This window comes from Acinetobacter johnsonii ANC 3681 (assembly GCF_000368805.1).
Taxonomy (GTDB): domain Bacteria; phylum Pseudomonadota; class Gammaproteobacteria; order Pseudomonadales; family Moraxellaceae; genus Acinetobacter; species Acinetobacter johnsonii.
Map to the genome: position 1 here is coordinate 1,282,249 of NZ_KB849705.1, position 20,663 is coordinate 1,302,911.

Sequence of the window (20,663 nt, forward strand, 5' to 3'; positions counted from 1 at the left end):
TTATGCGTCATTACACTGGCATCGATAAATTTATCAATTCTTTTGATCAAGCCCTGCGCAGCTTAGTTCCGGGCACAACGTCTGCTCAACGTGAAAACCCAGGCAAGGCGGTAGAAACTCAACTCGCAGTGAGTGAAGCGCGTCATGTTGCAGGTTTAATGCGGGTCAACCATAGTGGTGAAGTCTGTGCGCAAGCGCTTTATCATGGGCAAGCATTAACCGCAAAATTGCCAAATGTACGCCGCGAAATGGAACAAGCCGCGATTGAAGAACAAGACCATCTTGCATGGTGTGAAGACCGCTTAAAAGAGCTAGACAGCCATACCAGTCTGCTTAATCCAATTTGGTACGGTTTATCCTTTGGTATGGGTGCAATCGCAGGCATTGCAGGTGATAAATATAGCTTAGGTTTTGTTGCAGAAACTGAACGCCAAGTGAGCCTGCACTTACAGCATCACATCAGCCAACTCCCTGCTCAAGATGACCGTTCACGTAATATTCTTGTGCAAATGAATGAAGATGAATTACACCATCGTGATACAGCACTGAATGCTGGCGGAGTCGATTTGCCAATTCCTGTCAAAATTACCATGACGGCTATTTCAAAACTCATGACCAAGACCAGTTATTTTATTTAAGCAAACATGCTTTAGCCCAATAAAAAAGCAGTGGAAAAACCACTGCTTTTTTTATTTACTCCAATTTGCTTATTCCGCTGATATCGGCAGTAATAAGGTATTACCCGCTTGCTTTAAATTCGCCGTATATTTTGATGCTAGTGATGGATTAGATGGATAGCTTTTCCCATTGTACTTCAGTACAACTTGCCCTAAACCTCGGGTATAGACCGATAAATCACGCCAACCTTGGGTTTGGGTACTTAAAGCATAAATCGGGGTAGATGAAACAGTCATTTTGCTATGCGGTTGAAAACTTCCATTTGCAAGACCTTTAAAGACCAACAACGTACAGCCACCTGAACCACACCACTCCATCCCACTTAACAACACCACGGCATCATCGATTCCGTCTTGGTTTAAATCATATAGGCTAGTTTGATAATCCGATTGATCTTGGGTATAGGCCTGCACAGCTAGTTTTAGCCCTTGTTTTTCAGTCGTTTGAGATATACTCGTTATATCCATAGCAGTTGTCGCTGTCGTTTTGGACGGAGTTGAATGACAGCCCGCTAGAAGCACTGCTAAAGAAAGAGCGCTAAAAATTTGTATTTTCATGAAAATAGCTCGCTGCGAATTGTGTTTTATAAGTATGTTAAGCCAGTTCAAGTGCCAATCACACTTCGATATGTTACTTGGCTTCCAAACAGCTCACCGTTGGAAATACATGCGCTTGATGTTGAAATGCCTTATCCTTCCACACATCGAACATTGGAATTTTAACGTCTAGTGCCAAAGGCAATTTTTTGGGATTAAACTGCATATGTTCTAAGTCTCTCCCCCATGCAATCAAATCGACATCCAATGAAATCTGATGCGATGGGCGGATACGCCCAGATGTGGCTTCCATATTTTTCAGCAATACCGAAATATCGGTAACGGACAAAGACGATTTCAGCAAACAGGCTGCATTCCAATAATCTACCCCAACCCCATCACGGCATGGAATTAAATAAATATTCGAAAATTGCAGTTGCCCAATTTTAGCAAGTTGCTCAGAGGCATATAAAAAATGTTGCTTTGGATTATTATTACTCGCCAGAGCTAGGGCGAAAATCGTTTCGGTGGCGTTCAAGACGAATTCCTACAGAATTTGCTTGCGCGATAATGGCAGGCTTACGGATGGTAATATTAATCGATTCAATCGCATGAAAGGTAGAAAAAAGTGCGTTGATGACCAATCTTGCCGCATGTTCAATCAGTTCAGGCTTAGCATCCTGAATGACCTTTGCTGCAATTTCACAAATTTCAGCATAATTTAAGGTATGGTCTAAGTCATCTGAGTTTGAAGCTTGTTCCAAATCTGTTTGAATAATCATATCCAACATTAAAGGCTGAATAATCTGACGTTCCCAGTTAAAACAGCCAACCACTGTTTCAACTTTTAAGCCTTCAATGATAATTGCGTCCACATTATTACCTTTAACAGATTTTGACTTTTAATCCCTGCCTTACGAAACCTTGTTCCTCATTCCTTAAGCAGGAAAGCGTTTTCAGTCCCTCTTTTCAAAAGAAGGACTGAAAGGGATTTTTTGGTGAATGTTTTAAAAAATTTAGTTTTTTAATAACACATTGGGGTCCATAGTTTGCACCATTTGCAAACGCTGGTCAGCATAGATGTCGGTATACGGCGCAAGAATGCGCATGAAACGATCGAAATACAGCATCTGTTTAAATAACAAGGCAAAATCACGCGGGAAGCGAATCCCGTGGCGCTCGCCCACTGCGACCATATCCATCATGATGTCATTCAAATCTGCTGGGTTTGAACTAAGCAATTCTTGCGGATCTGCCAACAACACACCACTAAATAAACGCTCAAGATCTGCAGCCAACACCTGAGTATCAATCTTCACAGCGGTCATGCCCATTTTCAGCATATTTTCCGCCATGAGTGCATAATCGGTTTTTTGTAAGGCATCCATAAACGCGATGCAAGCTGTCCATACTTCAGGTTTCAACTGCCCCACAATGCCGAAATCAATAAAACCCACGCGACCATCATCAAGCAGCATCAGATTGCCAGCATGTAGATCAGCATGGAAGCTATTACACATCATCAGGCTACCAAACCATGTATTCATAGCAATAATCAGGACTTGTGAAGGATCTTTACAGCGTTTTTTAACCACTTCAAAATCTGTTAATGGCACGCCGTAAAGACGCTGCATGGTGAGCACACGGCGAGTCGAATACTGGTGATAGACTTTAGGTGCCATCGCCTTATGGTTTTGCGTGATATTGAGATAGTTCACAAAGTCATCCAGATTACTGGCTTCTTCAATAAAATCGACTTCACGAACCATGCGGGTTTTGATTTCTTCCACAATGTCTGCAAGAGATGCAAATTTGACTTTAGGCACTGCTTTTTCTAAAACCTTGGTGGCCCAGTGCAGAACATTTAAGTCGGTATAGAGAATCGTTTCTACACCTGGCTTTTGTACTTTAATCACCACATCTTCGCCCGTCACCAGTTTTGCGGCATGGACTTGGGCAATAGATGCTGAAGCTAAAGGCGTTTCATCAATAGATGCAAAAATCTCAGACAGGTTTCGGCCTTCAAACTCAGATGCCAAAACCCCTTGCACATAACTAAATGGTAAAGATGGCGTTTGGTCTAAACAGCCTTGAAACTCTTCAACATATTCACGTGGAAAAAGTGAAGGTGTACTCGCAATAAACTGCCCCAACTTGATATAGGTTGAACCCAGAGACTCAAAGGTTTCACGCATCAGTTTGGCATTACTTGGTTTTTCAGTTGCGTACTTAATACCCGCACGTGCTGCAATGACTGCTGTTTCCCCAACACGGGCAACAGAGCGCAGTCCATCTAAAAAGATATTGTTTTTCATAATATCGGTCAAAAATAAATTGTATTGAGTGTATCAAAGAATGAAAAAATTGCAGGCTTATCTTGCCTGACAAACTGGACAATCTGTATCTTTTTCGAAAGCAAGCAAACGTTGTTTCATACTTAAGCCGTCCCAAAGCAACAGGCGTTGTTTGAGTGCAGTTACATTTAAACCCAAATATAAGAGTGCATGATGCGCTTGAAGGCTGGCCATCACGTTTGGCGTGGTGGCGAGAACGCCCGAATCTGCACAGCGTAGGCTTTCATTCGCATGTTCTTCTTTCGGGAACAAACATTCATAGCAAGCAGACTCACCTTCCACCATAAACAGCTGCCCTTGAAAACCAATGGCCGATGCACTGATGAGTGGAACATTGGCTGCTTTACACTGCTGATTGACCAAATACCGTGTCGTAAAATTATCACAACCATCAAGAACTAAATCTTGACCTAAAATTAAGCTAGATGCATTGGCTGTATCAAGTTTTACGGCATGTGCATGGACTTGAATATAGGGATTAATCTGCTTTAAACGCTGGGCTAAAACCTCTGCTTTATAAAAACCGACATTGTTTTCTACATAGGCAATCTGTCTTTGGAGATTGCTCACTTCGATGGTATCAGCATCAATCAAGGTGATTTTCCCTACGCCAGCACGTGCCAATAACTCTGCAGTCATACAACCAATTCCGCCACAGCCCACAATGAGTACATTGGCCAACTTTAGTTTTTCTTGTGCCTCTATATCCCATCCGTCCAATAAAATTTGACGGCTATAGAGATACATTTCAGCACTACTGAGTTCTAGACTTTCATCTAACTCGTCCATGATTCAGCCTTTTGCTAAAGAAAATGTTGATGGCGAATTATAACCATGAAACCAAGGTTAGCTATGCACAAATTCAATAAATGCTATGTGTTTTACATAGCTAAGCTTTTCCATTTTTAAGTTACGGAGATTGAACCAAACTAGTTGCCTATTTTGACTTAGGCTATTTATATCTCTAACCATGTTTAGAACGGTGTTCCACAAGTCACATCCGCTATAAATGGATCAAAGAAAAGCCAGCCTATTTAGAACTGGCTGGCTTTAATTCTAATTAGAGTTCAACAAAAAATATGATACGCGAAAATGTCATCTGCAACCTGCATGGTCTAAGCAAGATAATGTTTCTTCGATATCTTTTAATAAATCCAAGAAAAGAACAGGTTTTGCAGGTGACAATGGTTTTGCCTACTTTTGCCGAAACAAAAGTAGGGCGAGCCGCAGGCTAATGACGAAATTGGATGAAAATTCGATAAAACTCCGCCAAGATAATTTTTTCAATCGGTTAGATCAACAATTACTGCGAATTCGACTTACCACTAAGACCCTTTTATTTTTAAATTAAATTGCAGCTTGTAAGGTTTGTATCTTTGCCACTTCTTGCTGTTTCAGTAAATTACGTTGAATTTTGCCACTCGACGTTTTCGGCAAGCTTTCAACAAACTCAATTTCTTTCGGATACGCATGTTTAGATAAACGTGAACGCACATAGGCTTGGAGTTTGCTATCCAACTCTTTAGAGGCTTGGTACTGAGGTTTCAGCACCACAAAAGCTTTCACCACTTCAGTACGTTCTGGGTCAGGCTTACCAATCACAGCCGACTCTAAAACCTCTTCGCACTCAAGCAAAGTACTTTCGACATCAAAAGGCCCAACTCGATAGCCTGACGTTGTAATGACATCATCAGCACGCCCAACAAAGTCGATACCGCCAATTTCATTCAGTTTGACCGTATCACCGGTTAAATAATACTGCCCCACAAAGGACTTACGATTATTGCCACCATAGCCTTTAAACCATGTCAGTGGTGACTGGCTAAAGTCTATCGCCAACGTTCCAATTTCACCGCACTTCACTTCTTGGTGATTCGCATCCAGCACAGCAAAGCGGTGTCCTGGGTTGGCAAAGCCTGCCGACCCGACTTTTTTCTCATGCTCCAGTGCATGATGGTTGGCAATCACCATGCCCAACTCAGTTTGTCCATATTGGTCATAAATGTTGACGTTCAGATCATTATTAAACCAATGAATCACTTCTGGGGTCAAAGGCTCACCCGCACTACTGACGGCGCGTAAATGGGTCTTAATGGAAGGATCAAACTTTTCTTTAAAACCAAAGAACATCCGAAAAGCTGTAGGCGAACCTGTTAAATTACTGACGCGATACTTTTTAATGACTTCAACCGCATGATCGACGCTAAATGCGCGCTCATCCATAATGATGCTATGCCCCAAGCTGAGCGGCCCTGTGATTCCGTAGTACAACCCATAAGCCCAGCCCGGATCGGCTAAATTCCAAAATGAATCGTCTTCTCTTAAATCAACCGCATGTTGCATATAACCCTTAAAAGCCAAAACAGCTTTTAAAGGGACAGGCACTGATTTGGCCAAACCTGTGGTGCCTGAGGTAAACATCATCAGGAAATCATCATCAAAGCTACGTAAAACAGCTTCACATTGATCAGACTGTTGTTTGACCTCCTGCCAAAATTCAGCTTCATTGCTAGCTAAGTTTGTTCCTGCATTCACAGTCAGGATATGTTTGACTTCAACGTGATTTAGCTTTGGACGTTGCTCTGCATTGGTCACGATCAATTTGGTGTTCGCAGTTAAAACTCGATGTTCAATCGCCTTCGACTCAAAAGCAGTAAACAAAGGCTGATAAATCGCACCGATCCGCCATGTTGCTAAAATCGTAATCAGCAGTTCAGGCGTACGCGGTAACAGCCCTGCGATACAGTCACCCACTTGAATGCCAATACTTTTAAAATAATTTGCCAACTGTGCTGAGGCAACATCGAGCTGTTCAAAACTCCATTGCTCTGACTCACCATTTTTTCCTTCCCAGATGAGTGCTGTTTTTTGTAACCCGACATAACGCTGACAGCACTCAATATAGGCATTTATTGCATTGGGTTGGCCGACCAATTGTTCCTGAATCAGTTGCTCATAGTTAAATTCTTGGTGGGCTTGTTCTAATGTCTTCATCACGACAACCTCGTATTATCCATTTTTTTAAGGCCAAATCCACTTTGGCCGTCCATGTTCTTTATCGTTTTAAGCGTTGAACTGACCTCATTGTCAGTCCTATATTGTTTGAAAACCTAGAGCAGCTCAGCTGCTCTATTTAATGACTGTACTTAACCGCTGTACCTAGATAACCATGTTTTAAATGCACCTACAATTTCCAAATCCCTCAATGAAAGTGCAGGCTTTGAACATCGACCAAGGTCTAAAACTGAGTAGACTTAAACCTTGGTGACTTCACGTGCAATGACAAGACGCTGGATATCAGACGCCCCTTCATAAATCTGGCTCACACGGACGTCCCGATAAATTCGTTCAACAGGAAAATCTGAAACATAGCCATAGCCACCATGAATTTGAATAGCATCAGAACAAACACGCTCCGCCATGGTTGAGGCAAACAATTTGGCCATAGAAGCTTCTTTTAAACATGGCAATCCTGCATCCTTCAAAGCGGCTGCATGGAAAATTAACTGACGTGCCGCTTCAATTTGCGTCGCCATATCGGCTAAACGAAAGGCAACTGCCTGATGTTGTACAATTTCAACACCAAAGGCTTTACGGTCATTGGCATATTCAACTGCTGCATCTAAAGCGGCACGCGCCATACCCACTGATTGCGCTGCAATACCAATACGTCCCGACTCCAAATTCGAAAGCGCAATTTTATAGCCCTCACCTTCTGCGCCTAGCAAATGATCTGCTGGAATGCGGCAGTTCTCCAAAACGATGGTTGCCGTATCTGAACAGTGCTGCCCCATCTTTTCCTCTATACGAGAGACGATATAGCCTTCGGTATCGGTTGGGACTAAAAAGCAAGAAATACCTTTCTTACCCGCAGCTTTATCTGTGACTGCAAAAACCAAAGCGACTTGCGCATGCTTACCTGTGGTAATGAATTGCTTGGTTCCATTCAGCACCCATTCATCCCCCTCACGAACAGCTTTACACTCCAACGCACCTGCATCTGAGCCTGCTTGTGGTTCTGTGAGACAAAAACATCCCAACCACTCACCTGTGGCAAGCTTGCTTAAATATTTCTGCTTCTGTGCATCAGTTCCATAGCGCTGGGTAATGCCACACGGCAGCGAATTTTGTACACTGACAATGGTCGAAATCGCACCGTCACCTGCTGCAATCTCCTCAAGTGCCACCACCAATGAAATATAATCTAAGCCTGCACCACCCCATTCAGGTGAAACAGTCATACCCAAAGCGCCTAACTCCCCCAACTCTTTAAGTTCTTGCGCAGGAAACTGTGCGGTTTTGTCACGTGCAGCCGCGGTTGGCTTCAGTTTTTCTTGCGAATAACTACGCAACATATCCTGAACCATTTTTTGTTCTTCATTTAAAAGCATTAGATATCCTTTTCTATATCAATTATATTCAGTTCAAAATTTCTACTATTTACAGCATTTGGATAGATGTGACGGCGACATGGATGTCGCCTCCGAAACTGAGATACAAGGATGTATCTTCAGTTTCGAAAAGGATTTTTGTTTCTTTTGATCCTTCAAAAGAAAATGAATACGGACACAACGCTATTTTAATTCGATTAGAAATTTGCAGCTGTACAGATCATCATTTTCTATAAAAATCTAACTTATTTAGGCTGCATACGAATCGCGCCATCTAAACGAATCACTTCACCATTCAAATAACTATTTTCAAAAATATGCCCCACAAGCTGAGCAAACTCTTGAGGTTTTGCCAACCGCTTCGGAAATGGCACCATTTCACCCAACGCATCTTGTACATTTTGCGGCATCGCCTTCAACATTGGCGTTTCCATAATGCCTGGAGCAATGGTCATCACTCGAATTTTCTCACGTGCTAGCTCGCGTGCCAGTGGTAAAGTCATCGAGACAACAGCGCCCTTAGAGGCTGCATAAGCGGTCTGGCCAATTTGTCCGTCATAGGCTGCAACCGAAGCTGTATTCACAATCACTCCGCGTTCTTCTTCACCAGCTTGAAGTTCATATTTCGCGATTAACTGCGCAGCAAAACGCAGCATATTAAAAGTACCTGAGACATTGATGTTTAATACTTTTTGGAATAATGCCAGCTCATGAATACCATCACGGCCCAACACTTTGGCTGAAGGCGCTACACCCGCACAGTTTACCAAACCATTCAATTGCCCATATTCCGCCTCGACTTCTTGGAAGAAACTTTGCACAGCGTGCTCATCAGTAACATCGAGGCTTTTAAACTGAGCATTTTCACCCAACTCACGCTGTAGCTCTTCACCTAAAGCTTGGTTCATATCCACCAAAATGACTTTCGCACATTGCTCAATCAAATGACGTGCTGTTGCTGCGCCTAAACCCGATGCTCCACCCGTGACAACAAAAACCTTCCCTTGAATCTTCATTTATTTTTCCTTGTATGATTGAATGCTACGACTTAAGAAGAAATGTAAACACAGAAGCACTTGAGTACAATTTCCAAATATTGCATCTTCCATGATGGTTTTGGACAATGCTCAAAATGCACAATAAAAATATGGAAGCCACTATGACTGCATCGGAACATGCAAACGCCCAGAAAGATTCCATTTCAATTGCTTTGGTACACGAAGCATTGTTTGAAGCTGAAAAGCAGGGATATGCAGTTGCTGATATTTTGAAAAATGCAGGCATCAATAGCGAATTGTTAAGTGCGACAAAAGCACGGGTCTCAGTCAATCAATATGCACAGCTCTGGACTGAACTGGCCAATGTCATGAATGATGAGTTTTTTGGAATGGATCGCCATGCTATGCGCCGTGGCAGTTTTCAGTTTTTATCTAAATCACTGTTACACACCACCCAGCTGGACCAAGCCATTCAGCATATTTTGCAATTTATGAATTTGGTGTTAGACGACTTTAGTAGCCAACTCATGGTGCAAGAACATTATGCCTATATTGTGATTTATGAACGACAACAGCCCAAGCGCATGTTTAGTTACGCAACTTACATCATGCTGATTCATGCTCTAATGTGTTGGTTAGTGGGTCAACGGGTGATTTTGAATCAAATTCAACTCAAATGTGATGCACCTACAGATGACATCGATTACAAAGTTCGTTTTTGTGAAAATATCCAATATCAAATGGCTGAAAACTATATTCAGTTCGATGCCAATTATCTAAAAATGCCCATAAAACAGGACAGTAAATCGTGGTATCAATTTATTCAGCAAACCCCACATATTTTACTGACCCGTTATAAAAACCCACATTCAACAAGTTCTCAAATTCGTCGCTATTTAATGCAAGAACCCCCGATCCAGTGGCTTGAACTGTCTGAAGTTGCCCATCATTTCAATATGTCTGAGGCGACTATTCAGCGACGACTGAAAAGTGAAGGTTTCAGTTATCAGCAGCTCAAAAATGATATACGCCGTGATATGGCGATTGAGCTGCTCAGCAATAGCCAAGTATCATTACAAGACATTAGCACTGAACTCAATTTTCATGATCCGAGTGCTTTTCATCGTGCTTTTAAAAAGTGGACTGGGGTCAGCCCTGGCGCTTATCGTCAAAATAAGGACGCTTAACTTAGACCGTTTGATATAGGTGGCAATGAGACGCGCATGCTCTTTCCACATAACAAATAACCAACCCATACCATTCTCTCGTTAAAGTAAACCTCAACATTCTATTGTTCTAGCTTTGGTTTTGATTTGCCAAATGAAATGTCAACAGAGCTTATAAATTAAATTGAATTTTTGATGCTCATTCATCGGAAAATCAGGGGGCTGTCGCACTTTGTCACTGACTTAAAAAAATTACCTGCCATAGTGATCTCGACATATTGTTTTACACAATATTGAATAAAAACATCATGGAGGGAACACATGAGCACCCAATTAAATAAAAACTTAATGAAAAATATCGGATGGTTATCATTATTGCTGTGCAGTCAGCAAGCGATAGCAGACTCATACATTTATGTGACCAATACCACCCCTGAAACGGTATCCGTCAATATTAATCATCACGGTACACGCACCTTAACTCAAGGGAGTCAATGGGCTCAAGAAGCCACCCAAATTGCACCTTATGAAACCAAACGTGTACTGCGTTTTAACCGTTATACTGGGGTAAAGTCAGGTCAAACCTATAATTTTGATACCGTGATTACAGGCGGGGGTTCAAGTGTCACCCTGAAACAATCTATGACTGGCACTTGGTCTGGCAGTGATATTAAACACTCTGCATCTGGCAGTGATTTCTCTGCACCATGGTTCAACGATCGTAATATTCAGCGCTTCAACACCAATTATGCAGGAAAAGCAGCGCAGACTGCTTTTAAAGCTGAATACACTGGTGGTTATGACGACTTCCACTACACTATCCATCAAAATACCGTATCAGAACCCGTTGCCAACAGTGCCGATGAGTTTAAAGTTTTAACCTACAATATTTATGCTCTTCCTTTAGTGGCAAGTAAAATTGATTCGCGTTTAGAACAACTGCCGCAAAACCTAAAAGGCTACGACGCGATCTTGTTCCAAGAAACCTTTGCTTCTGGTCGTACCTCCATGTTGGCCAAATTAGCGCAGGAATATCCGTACCAAACCTATATTCCAATCGGTTCAGGTTTCAATATCTATGACAGCGGCATATTGGTTGCAAGTCGCCATCCTATTGTAAAAACAGATCATTTTATTTATCCGAGCTGTACAGGCATTGACTGTTTTGCCGATAAAGGCGTGATTTATGCTGAAATTCTCAAGAATGGCAAAGCCTATCATGTGACCTCCACGCATACCGCATCGTTTGATACCGACGCGGCACGTGATATGCGCCAGCAACAATTTAAGCAAATCCGCGCTTTGGTCGATAAGCAAAATATTCCATCATTTGATGCCGTGCTCATGGGCGGTGACTTTAATGTCAACAAACTCCTGTGGCCGCAAGATTATGCGCAAATGCAAATTAACTTGAATGGTACAGTACCAGTCAGCACAGGATATACCGAATCGACCTTCGATCCACGTGTGAATAAACTCGCAGGTGCAGGACTTACGGGTGGCTCTACCGTAGAGTATTTAGACTACGTGGTGCCATCCAATAACCACCGTCAGCCTATGCAAGCACGTAACGATGTCCGCATTCTTCGTTCGTCTGCCGATCCCTTATTTATGACTTGGGACTTATCTGACCACTTCCCAGTAATGGGTCAATTCCAATACAACCCATAAGGAATAATAATGAAGCGCTTTGGGCTTATCGCTTTGGTGCTGAGTGTATTGGTGATCGGTGTGGTGATATGGTTGGGCCTTGGCTCATCATATGCCACATCGGGTCAAACTCAGGCATCCTCACCGTCCCTTACAGAGACTGCTCAACCCAGCAGTTTGCAAGAGAAGCTTGCCGCTGCAAACAATGACGAGTCAAAAATGCAGCAACAACAGCAACAAGAATCCATCCAACAAATCATTCAATATTTTCAAAAAAATCCAGGCAATATCACACAATTCTTAAACCAGTTACAGCAAAACTGCCCCGATACCAACTGTCAGGCCTTATTAAAACAGGTATTGGCCGAATATCCAGATCAGCAGTTTGCTCAAACTTTAAAACAATTGATAGAACGCCTGCCACTGTATGAAAAAGAAATGCAAGCTAAAACCATGTCCACACAAATGACACCGCAACAGCGTTATCAGGAGATTTGGAACTTACGCGAACAGACTTTAGGTAAGCAAGAAACACTACTCGGCTTTGCTGAAGAAAAAGAGTTTGCTAGCTATCAGTTTGCTTATGGTGAGCTCTTGAGCCGCGCACCGCACATGACCTTACAACAACGACTGAGTGAACTTTCACAACTACAGCAACAATATAAAAACCCGAGCAAAAATATTGATGGTCAAAGTGGTGGTTATGATAAAGCCCTTAAATTGGCTTTAATTGGCATCACCGACCCAATACAACAGCAAGAAATTACCCAACAAATTCGTAACAGCTACTTTTCAGGCAAAGAAGCGGCGCAGTTGGCTGAACGCGAACAACAAGTCGCTCGACAACAACAACAGATCGCCAGTTATCAATCTGAACTTGCTGCTCTAAACCAAGAAATGAACCAGCAAAAACAAAACTTAGCTGAAAGTGCATGGCAACAGCAATATCAACTCCGTCTAGAACAACTGAGGCAAAAGCACTTTAACTAGTGGCTTAAACGTTCATCATTCTCCACATCAAACAAAGACAGCTAAAGCAAGATGATATACCTCATCTTGCTTTAGCATGTTCTTATAAATTGCAATTCCACAATGTTTTGAGTTCGCATCAGTGAAGCGTAAAATAAAGACTACTGCAATGATAATTTCAATAAAGTTATTATAATTTAATATCTTAAGCAAAAATAAAAGAACTTTTTGATTAAAACCCCACAATATTTCGCATTGAATACTTCTTTTTGATCAATCCGAGTCCATTGCAACAGTAGTGTAAAATGTAAACATGCTCTCAATTTAATAAATTTAATCTTTTCATTTACTTAACAAATCCATCTTTCATTTATCGGAATCTATTTGCAAAAAGTTCCAAAATGGATTATTTTTCAACCAATTTTAAAGCATTCTTTAATGCTTATTTTCCGGCTGTACTCCCCCTGTTTAATCACCTTATTTCTTTTAAAGGTTATGACATGCTTAAAATGATTGATGTTCTCGATCAACGTCTGGTGCAAAACTTTACTCAAGCTTTGCAGTCTCCTACCCCACAATTTGAAGAGCAACTGGACCAAGGTATTCTCAATGCATCAGACCTTGAATTAAATCATGCTGTTACTGCATTTTTTAATGAAGTTAATGCGATTGAAGCTGCTCAAGCGTTGGATATTAGCGCCGACCGTATTCAAGCCCTGCAGTTAGGTGCATCGTTTAAAGATGAGCAATATTTAGCTGATCTAAAGAAAATTGTGACGCTTTGCCTTGCACTTGAAACTGATGCTTTAGAGCAAGTTGAAGTGTTTGACAGCTTACAAGACTATCCTATGTAAGCTTGCAATCCCTTTAAAAAAGCGACTATTACAGTCGCTTTTTTACATTCAAAATGAATGATTTAGTTATGCAATCTTCATATAAGAAGAAATTATTCTATGCTTTTTTAAAGTTATTCTATACTCCAAAAACTACACAAAGCTCAATCAAGTTATTAAAATTCATACACTTAAATCAAGATTACCTACTTATTTCAATTTAATATTTTGTTATCGATTTTTCTTTTTTTATTTTTCGCATACATCAGGTTAAAAGAACTCACAAATGAACTTATTTAAATGATGCAACATGAAAAACTTTAAACTACTGAGCACTTCACTGATTTTAGGTTTGATCGGCACTTATACCCATGCCGCTATTCCAAACACGCTCAAACTCGATTATGCCTACTACGCACCAACCAGCCTCGTGGTGAAAGAACAAAAACTGTTAGAAAAAGCCTTACCTAAAACTGAAATTAAATGGGTGTTTAGCCAAGGCAGTAACCGTTCACTGGAATATTTAAATAGTGGTAGTGTCGATTTTTCTTCAACCGCAGGGCTTGCAGCCGTACTCAGTCGTGCCAACGGCAGTCCAATCAATACCGTTTATATCCAAAGCCAACCTGAATGGACCGCCTTAGTGGTTGCTAAAAACTCCCAAATTAAAAGTCTTAAAGACTTAAAAGGAAAGAAAATTGCCGCAACCAAGGGCACAGATCCATTTCTATTTACCTTACAAGCGCTGGATACAGTGGGTCTAAATAAACGCGATGTACAACTGGTTCATTTACAACATCCAGATGGCAAAACGGCTTTAGAACGTGGTCAAGTCGATGCTTGGGCAGGCCTAGATCCACTGATGGCATCGGCACAAGTGCAATCTGGCGCAAAACTGTTGTATCGAAATATTGGGTTTAACAGCTATAGCGTACTCAGTGTCAAAGAGTCTTTTACTCAGCAAAGTCCCGAAGCCATTGAAGCAGTGATTAAAGCTTATGAGCAAGCACGTAAGTGGGCCAAAGCCAATCCAGAAAAACTGGCGGAGTTATTGGCACGCGAGTCCAAACTTCCGTTGAATGTCGCAAAATTACAATTAAGCCGTACCAACTTTGATCAAAACATTCCGTCAGCCAAACAGATTGCCGCACTACAAAAGTCTGGCAGTATTTTGAATGAAGAAGACCTAGTCCGTAAAGGTACCAATGTTAATCAAGTCGTGACTCAGTTGTTTAAGCCACAATATGCACAAAAGGTTGTAAGCAAATAATGACCAAGTCAGTCGCGAGCTCTTTCACCCCTGTTGAAGTGAAAAAGGGTTCCTTATTTCAGTTGAAATTGAAGCGTGTTCTCAAAGCGATCACCCTTCCAGTGCTTTTACTGATTGCTTGTGAATATCTGGTCCGTGCAGGTTTTATTGAACCTTATTTATTGCCTGCACCCAGTAGTTTATGGCAAACCTTTCTAGATTTATGGCAGGCAGATTTATGGATGCATGTCTGGACCAGTACATGGCGGGTGTTTTTAGGCTTTTTTATTGGCAGTGCTCTGGCGTTAATTTGTGCGATTTTGGTCGGACTCAACAAACAGGTTGAAGCATTTTTAGAACCTAGTTTTTCAGCGATTAAATCCATCCCAAGCTTAGCGTGGATTCCGCTACTTTTATTGTGGTTGGGAATTGATGAAGCATCGAAAATTACCCTGATTGCAATTGGCGCATTTTTTCCGACCTATACCAACACGGTCGCAGCAATTAAAGGTGTTGACCGAAAACTCATCGAAGTCGCACAAGTCTATCGGCTGAAGTACTGGCAGCAAGTGCAACAGATTATTTTGCCTGCGGCATCTCCAGGTATCTTAACGGGACTACGCAACAGTTTGAGTTTGGCATGGATGTTTATGATTGCAGCAGAACTGATTGCAGCGACACAAGGCATTGGTTACTTACTGAGTGATGGCCGAGAAACTTCACGCCCCGATATTGTGATCTTAGCCATTATTCTTTTAGCCGTGCTCGGAAAACTCAGTGATAGCATCATGAAAGCCCTCGAGACTTGGCTACTGCGTTGGCGTGACGTATTTGGAACATAAGGTAGAAAAAATAAAAGCGCATCGAATGCGCTTTTATTTTGAAGGGAACAAAGAAATTATTGTGTCCACTGCCCTAAAGTAACGCGGTCATTTCCACCATAATCTTTCACAGTCCGGACTTGTTTATAGCCCGCTTCTTTAAAGATTTTCTGTACAGCATCACCTTGATCATAACCATGCTCAAGAACCACCCAACCATCAAGGGTTAAATGCTTTTTGCCTTGCTGGATAATGACTTTTAAGTCAGCCAAACCATGGTCTGCCGCAACTAAGGCACGTTCAGGCTCAGTTGCTAAGTCTTGCATGTGGGCATCATCGGCATCGATGTACGGTGGGTTCGAGACAATCACATCAAAAAACTTTCGATTTAGCGGTGCAAACCAACTGCCACACACAAAAGTCACATCATTTAAGTCATGCTTTTCTGCATTTTGCTGCGCAACGGCTAAAGTTGGCTCATAAATATCGGTAGCCGTGATGTCCCATGTGTCCCGTTCACTGGCCAATGAAAGTGCAACCGCACCCGTCCCCGTACCTAAATCGACAATGCGGGCATCTTCAGGTAAGTCTAAACGTAATACAGTTTCTACCAGTACCTCGGTATCTGGACGTGGCACTAAGGTGTCAGGAGTGACAATCAGATCTAATGTCCAAAAGGGCTGTGAACCTGTCACATAGGCCAAAGGTTCACCTGCTTCAATTCGTGCCAAGGCAGCAACATAGGCTTGCTCTTGCTCATTGGTCAGTACTTGATCTTTTTTCATAACCAAATCAAAAGAATCAATTTTGGTAATGTGTTCCAACAACCATGCGTTCTCTTGACGTTCGTAACTCTCGGCTTCACCACGTAAAGCCAAAGCTTGGGCAATATTCATTATCCACCATTCTGCTGTGCAAGCATCGCAAGCTGATCTGCTTGATATTCACGATGCAAACTATCTAATAGTTCAGTTAAATCGCCTTCCATAACCGCATCTAACTTGTATAAAGTTAGGTTAATACGGTGATCAGTCATACGACCTTGCGGGTAGTTATAGGTACGGATACGTTCTGAACGATCACCCGAGCCGACCAAGTCACGGCGCATTTCAGAAGTTGCTGCATCAGCTGCTGCACGTTTTGCATTTTCCAAGCGTGAAGCAAGTAAAGCCATCGCTTTGGCTTTGTTTTTATGCTGCGAACGCTCTTCTTGACATTCCACCACCGTTCCTGTTGGAATGTGGGTAATACGCACAGCTGAATCGGTTTTGTTGATGTGCTGACCACCCGCACCTGATGCACGGTAAGTATCAATACGTAAGTCTGATGCATTAATCTCGACCGTTGTATCGACATCAATTTCAGGCAAAATCGCAACGGTACACGCCGAAGTATGTACACGACCCTGAGACTCTGTTGCAGGTACACGTTGCACACGGTGCGCGCCACTTTCGAACTTCAAACGACCGTAAACGCCTTCACCATTCACCAAGCAAATGATTTCTTTATAACCACCGTGTTCGCCTTCATTCTCAGACAACACTTCAATACGCCAGCCTTGTGATTCAGCGTACTTGGTATACATGCGGTATAAGTCACCCGAGAAAATAGCGGCTTCATCACCGCCTGTTCCCGCTCGAATTTCCAAATATGCAGAGTTCGCATCATTTGGATCTTTCGGAATCATTAAGATATTTAAATCAGCTTCTAAAGACGCAATAATGGCTTTATTTTCTTTAATTTCTTCAACAGCCATTTCCTTAAAATCAGGATCTGACAGCATCGCTTCAGCCGTTTCAATATCAGCTTCTGCTTGTTTGTACTTGGTCCAAACTTCTGTGATTTCACTTAAATCACTATGTTCACGTGACAACTGACGAAAGCGTTTGTTATCCGAAATGACTTCTACATCTGCAAGTAATGCTGTTAATTCTTCGTGACGGTCAGAAAGTTGATCTAATCGTAAACGTAACGATTCTTTCATTAGGAAAATATCTCAATATAAAGGCTGCAATACAGTTTCACAGCACCAAAAAATTTGCGCTTAGTTTAACGGCTCTATCACGCAAAGAACATCTTTATTCAATCCTGAGCGACGTTTACTTTATACACCTCAGTGGATTGATACACTTTTAAAGCGTGTTTATGCGCTTACTAACGCTTAAAAAATGCAAAACAGCTTATTTCATATACACCTTTTTAATAGGTCATTTCAGCTCAAAATTCAGAGTGTGAACTGCATCACTCCTAGGTTTATCCACATTTGCATGATTTTGGATAAATTTCATTCTGCTTATTCACATTTGTAATAAAACTGATACAAACAAGAAACCAACGGGTTTCAATTTAGTTTTAACTCTCCACAATTAACTGGAATCTTTTTGTTACATTAGCCACATCGAAAAAAGTAAGACAGTTCAACCAATGTTGGACATGGAGAAACACATGAAACTTAATACACTCTTAATGTCAGCAACATTAGCAACGGCATCTATGTTTACTGCAACTGCATATGCAGACAGCACAACTCGCGTTGCAGCAGCCAGTGCTTTAGGTAGTGTTGCAGGGACAGCGATTGGTAAAAACATGGGCGGCACAACTGGTGCAACCATCGGTGCAGCACTCGGTGGTGCAGGTGGTGCAGCAGTTGCAAGTGACAAACGTCATCGTACTGAATCTGCTATTGGCGGTGCGATCGGTGGTGGTGCGGGCTATACCGTAGGTAAAAGCATGGGCGGCACCAATGGTGGCTACGTTGGTTCTGCATTAGGTGCAGCGGGCGGTGCAGCACTCGGCAACAAGATCTCAAAAGACAAACAATATGATTCTTACCATGGTAAAAAATGGAAGAAAAAACATAAACACCATTAATTAGCTGCATCTTAAAGATGTCATTGAAAGCACCTTCGGGTGCTTTTTTATGGCACAGATTTAGACGCAATAACACTCTAGCCAAACTGGTAGAAAATACGAAGAGTCGTTACACAGCACTTACCAAAGCAACGGTTTCGATAAAATTTCTCTTCATTATTCTTCCAACTTATTTCGCTAAAGTGAAATCAAGACAAAATAGACATGCTCTTAGGAGTTTAAAAATGAAAATTAAATCAATTTTAATGAGTACCGTAATTGCAGCTTCTGCATTAACGATGACCACAACATATGCAGGTAATACAACCAATACCGCACTGACTTCTGCGTTAGGTGGTGTTGTCGGTGCCGCGATTGGTAACCAAATGGGTGGACAAACAGGCGCGATGATTGGTTCTGCCATTGGTGGTGGTGCAGGTGCAGCCGCTTCAGCCAACAAACGTGACCGTAATGGTGCAATTATTGGTGGAGCACTCGGTGGTGCAGGTGGTTATACCGTAGGTAAAAACATGGGCGGTACCAATGGTGGATATATTGGTGCAGGTCTCGGTTCAGCGGGTGGTGCAGTTCTAGGTAAAAAAGTCTCTGAAGACCGTCGTTATGATGACGAATATGACCGCCGTTACGATGACCGTTATGATCGTCGTTATGACAGCCGCGGCTACCGTAACAGCAATTATAAATATAATGGTCGCGACTATCGTGGTGACAATGGCCGTCACTTGGGCTGGTACAAAAACGGGAAACGTTAAGCACCTATAAAATATTTTCAAATAAAAAGCACCTTCCGGTGCTTTTTATTTATCTCACAACCGACACTCAAAAAAGACACTGCATCGTTTCTACTGAATGAGCAGCTTACCACTTTGGTTTTAAACGTATATGTGGCTGGTGCTGTTCAACAATGTTGAATATAAATTTTGTTTCATTTTTAAATCAATACCTTACTATAAAACAATCAGAATATCGAATAAAATCGATATACAAGATAGCACTTATATCGTATTATTTCGATATATAAAACAAAACTGAGAAGTAGAATGCGCACGTTGTCCGAGACTCAATTTTCTATTTTAGAATTAGCTCCTGTCCGCGAAGATCAAACTGTACAACTCACCCTACAGCATAGCTTAAAGTTGGCCCAACAAGCTGAGCGTTTAGGCTATAACCGACTTTGGCTTGCAGAACATCATAATATGGATGGTATTGCCAGCTCTGCAACTGCGGTGCTACTCGGCTATTTACTCGCAAATACCTCAACCTTAAAAGTGGGTTCTGGCGGTATCATGCTCCCGAACCATGCTCCACTGATCGTAGCGGAGCAATTCGGTACGCTTGCGACACTCTATCCAAACCGGATCGAATTAGGTTTAGGCCGAGCGCCGGGTACAGACCAAGTGACCATGCGCGCACTTCGTCGTGGCCGTCAAGAAACTGAAGATCAGTTCCCACAAGATGTCTTAGAAATTCTGCATTACTTTAAAGACGCTGAGCCGAATCAGCGCATCATTGCAACTCCAGGGCAAGGGACACATGTGCCTGTATGGCTACTCGGTTCAAGTTTATTTAGTGCACAACTGGCAGCAAAACTCGGACTTCCCTACTCTTTTGCATCACACTTTGCACCGCGTATGCTGAAACAAGCGATTCAGCTCTATCGTGAAAACTTTGAACCATCAGAATACTTATCCAAACCTTATGTATCTATGGGTGTCCCGACGGTCGTTGCTGAAACTGATGCTGAAGCGGAATATCTTGCGACCAGTGCCTACCAACGTGTTTTAGGTCTTATGCGCGGTCAGAGTTTAAAGTTAAAAGCACCAATTGCCAGCATGGACGGTCTATGGTCACCTGCGGAAAAAATGTCGGTAGATAGTTTTTATGCCATGGCCCAAATCGGTTCCAATGGCACGGTGAAAGAAGGCTTGAAACAGCTTCTTTTAGAATATGATGTCGATGAGTTCATTTTCACCTGTGACATCTATGACACGGACAAACGTTTAGAAAACTTTGAACGTCTCATGCAGATCAAAAATAGCTAAGTACAAATAAAAGCTAATCGCCTTATGCGTATTAATGCATACCCATAAGGCGACATACATAAATGAATAACTAAAATCTCAGCCGATATCTAAAAAATCCTTAAA

At 42.0% G+C, this 20,663-nt stretch carries 20 protein-coding genes; 10 read left to right on the forward strand and 10 right to left on the reverse strand.

Annotation, left to right across the window (positions count from 1 at the left end; genetic code table 11):
• Positions 1 to 2 precede the first annotated feature (2 nt).
• Positions 3 to 638, forward strand: coding sequence for a 2-polyprenyl-3-methyl-6-methoxy-1,4-benzoquinone monooxygenase (gene coq7, locus F946_RS10330; protein WP_004696505.1), 636 nt, complete (start codon positions 3 to 5; stop codon positions 636 to 638).
• Positions 639 to 707: 69 nt separating this feature from the next.
• Here the strand turns inward: coq7 and F946_RS10335 are convergent, their stop codons facing one another.
• From F946_RS10335 to F946_RS10370, 8 genes are all read right to left on the reverse strand, one after another.
• Positions 708 to 1,145 carry a hypothetical protein gene (locus tag F946_RS10335; RefSeq protein ID WP_051064950.1) on the reverse strand — a complete coding sequence of 146 codons (438 nt, stop codon included), beginning with the start codon at positions 1,143 to 1,145 and terminating at the stop codon, positions 708 to 710.
• A gap of 163 nt (positions 1,146 to 1,308) precedes the next feature.
• On the reverse strand, positions 1,309 to 1,752 hold the full coding sequence (locus tag F946_RS10340) for a 2-amino-4-hydroxy-6-hydroxymethyldihydropteridine diphosphokinase (protein WP_004981979.1): 444 nt from the start codon (positions 1,750 to 1,752) through the stop codon (positions 1,309 to 1,311).
• Positions 1,709 to 2,089, reverse strand: coding sequence for a dihydroneopterin aldolase (folB, locus tag F946_RS10345; protein WP_004981980.1), 381 nt, complete (start codon positions 2,087 to 2,089; stop codon positions 1,709 to 1,711). The genes F946_RS10340 and folB overlap by 44 nt, the downstream gene beginning before the upstream one ends.
• A 141-nt stretch (positions 2,090 to 2,230) precedes the next feature.
• A complete protein-coding gene (locus tag F946_RS10350) occupies positions 2,231 to 3,529 on the reverse strand; it encodes an ABC1 kinase family protein (protein ID WP_004981982.1) in 1,299 nt (432 codons plus the stop codon).
• A 57-nt stretch (positions 3,530 to 3,586) separates the two neighbouring features.
• Positions 3,587 to 4,357: a HesA/MoeB/ThiF family protein gene (locus F946_RS10355; RefSeq protein ID WP_004981985.1), complete on the reverse strand. Its 771-nt coding sequence runs from the start codon at positions 4,355 to 4,357 to the stop codon at positions 3,587 to 3,589.
• 558 nt (positions 4,358 to 4,915) lie between these two features.
• Positions 4,916 to 6,562 carry an AMP-binding protein gene (locus tag F946_RS10360; RefSeq protein WP_004981986.1) on the reverse strand — a complete coding sequence of 549 codons (1,647 nt, stop codon included), beginning with the start codon at positions 6,560 to 6,562 and terminating at the stop codon, positions 4,916 to 4,918.
• Between the two features lie 260 nt (positions 6,563 to 6,822).
• Entirely contained in the window at positions 6,823 to 7,959 is a 1,137-nt protein-coding gene (locus F946_RS10365; RefSeq protein WP_004981989.1) for an acyl-CoA dehydrogenase family protein, read from the reverse strand.
• 245 nt (positions 7,960 to 8,204) lie between these two features.
• Positions 8,205 to 8,975, reverse strand: coding sequence for a 3-hydroxyacyl-CoA dehydrogenase (locus F946_RS10370; RefSeq protein ID WP_004981992.1), 771 nt, complete (start codon positions 8,973 to 8,975; stop codon positions 8,205 to 8,207).
• 143 nt (positions 8,976 to 9,118) lie between these two features.
• Between F946_RS10370 and F946_RS10375 the strand changes: the two genes are divergently transcribed.
• The 6 genes from F946_RS10375 to F946_RS10405 all read left to right on the forward strand — a co-directional run bounded on the left by F946_RS10375 (position 9,119) and on the right by F946_RS10405 (position 15,666).
• Positions 9,119 to 10,144 carry an AraC family transcriptional regulator gene (locus tag F946_RS10375; RefSeq protein ID WP_004981994.1) on the forward strand — a complete coding sequence of 342 codons (1,026 nt, stop codon included), beginning with the start codon at positions 9,119 to 9,121 and terminating at the stop codon, positions 10,142 to 10,144.
• Between the two features lie 327 nt (positions 10,145 to 10,471).
• Positions 10,472 to 11,794 (forward strand): sphingomyelin phosphodiesterase, encoded by a 1,323-nt coding sequence (locus F946_RS10380; protein WP_228128114.1) that lies wholly within the window; start codon positions 10,472 to 10,474, stop codon positions 11,792 to 11,794.
• A 9-nt stretch (positions 11,795 to 11,803) separates the two neighbouring features.
• Complete coding sequence (locus tag F946_RS10385; RefSeq protein ID WP_004982000.1) at positions 11,804 to 12,763, forward strand: hypothetical protein; 960 nt, start codon at positions 11,804 to 11,806, stop codon at positions 12,761 to 12,763.
• 479 nt (positions 12,764 to 13,242) lie between these two features.
• Positions 13,243 to 13,596, forward strand: coding sequence for a hypothetical protein (locus F946_RS10395; RefSeq protein ID WP_029575052.1), 354 nt, complete (start codon positions 13,243 to 13,245; stop codon positions 13,594 to 13,596).
• Between the two features lie 289 nt (positions 13,597 to 13,885).
• Positions 13,886 to 14,845, forward strand: a complete 960-nt coding sequence (locus tag F946_RS10400) for an aliphatic sulfonate ABC transporter substrate-binding protein (protein WP_004982005.1) — start codon at positions 13,886 to 13,888, stop codon at positions 14,843 to 14,845.
• The gene (locus F946_RS10405) at positions 14,845 to 15,666 is read left to right on the forward strand and encodes an ABC transporter permease (protein WP_004982007.1); all 822 of its coding nucleotides are present in this window, start codon (positions 14,845 to 14,847) and stop codon (positions 15,664 to 15,666) included. The genes F946_RS10400 and F946_RS10405 overlap by 1 nt, the downstream gene beginning before the upstream one ends.
• 56 nt (positions 15,667 to 15,722) lie before the next feature.
• On the opposite strand, the gene prmC is transcribed toward F946_RS10405, so the two are convergent.
• Together prmC and prfA are read right to left on the reverse strand one after the other, a co-directional pair.
• Complete coding sequence (gene prmC, locus F946_RS10410) at positions 15,723 to 16,541, reverse strand: peptide chain release factor N(5)-glutamine methyltransferase (RefSeq protein WP_004982010.1); 819 nt, start codon at positions 16,539 to 16,541, stop codon at positions 15,723 to 15,725.
• Positions 16,541 to 17,629 carry a peptide chain release factor 1 gene (gene prfA / locus F946_RS10415; RefSeq protein ID WP_004982013.1) on the reverse strand — a complete coding sequence of 363 codons (1,089 nt, stop codon included), beginning with the start codon at positions 17,627 to 17,629 and terminating at the stop codon, positions 16,541 to 16,543. Before prfA ends, prmC begins: the two co-directional genes overlap by 1 nt.
• 461 nt (positions 17,630 to 18,090) lie before the next feature.
• Here prfA and F946_RS10420 point away from each other — a divergent pair, with 461 nt between their 5' ends.
• The 3 genes from F946_RS10420 (at position 18,091) to F946_RS10430 (ending at position 20,558) form a co-directional block, all read left to right on the forward strand.
• Positions 18,091 to 18,516, forward strand: coding sequence for a glycine zipper domain-containing protein (locus tag F946_RS10420; protein WP_004696467.1), 426 nt, complete (start codon positions 18,091 to 18,093; stop codon positions 18,514 to 18,516).
• 224 nt (positions 18,517 to 18,740) lie between these two features.
• Positions 18,741 to 19,268 (forward strand): hypothetical protein, encoded by a 528-nt coding sequence (locus tag F946_RS10425; protein WP_004982017.1) that lies wholly within the window; start codon positions 18,741 to 18,743, stop codon positions 19,266 to 19,268.
• Between the two features lie 288 nt (positions 19,269 to 19,556).
• Entirely contained in the window at positions 19,557 to 20,558 is a 1,002-nt protein-coding gene (locus tag F946_RS10430) for an LLM class flavin-dependent oxidoreductase (RefSeq protein WP_004982019.1), read from the forward strand.
• Positions 20,559 to 20,663 lie beyond the last annotated feature (105 nt).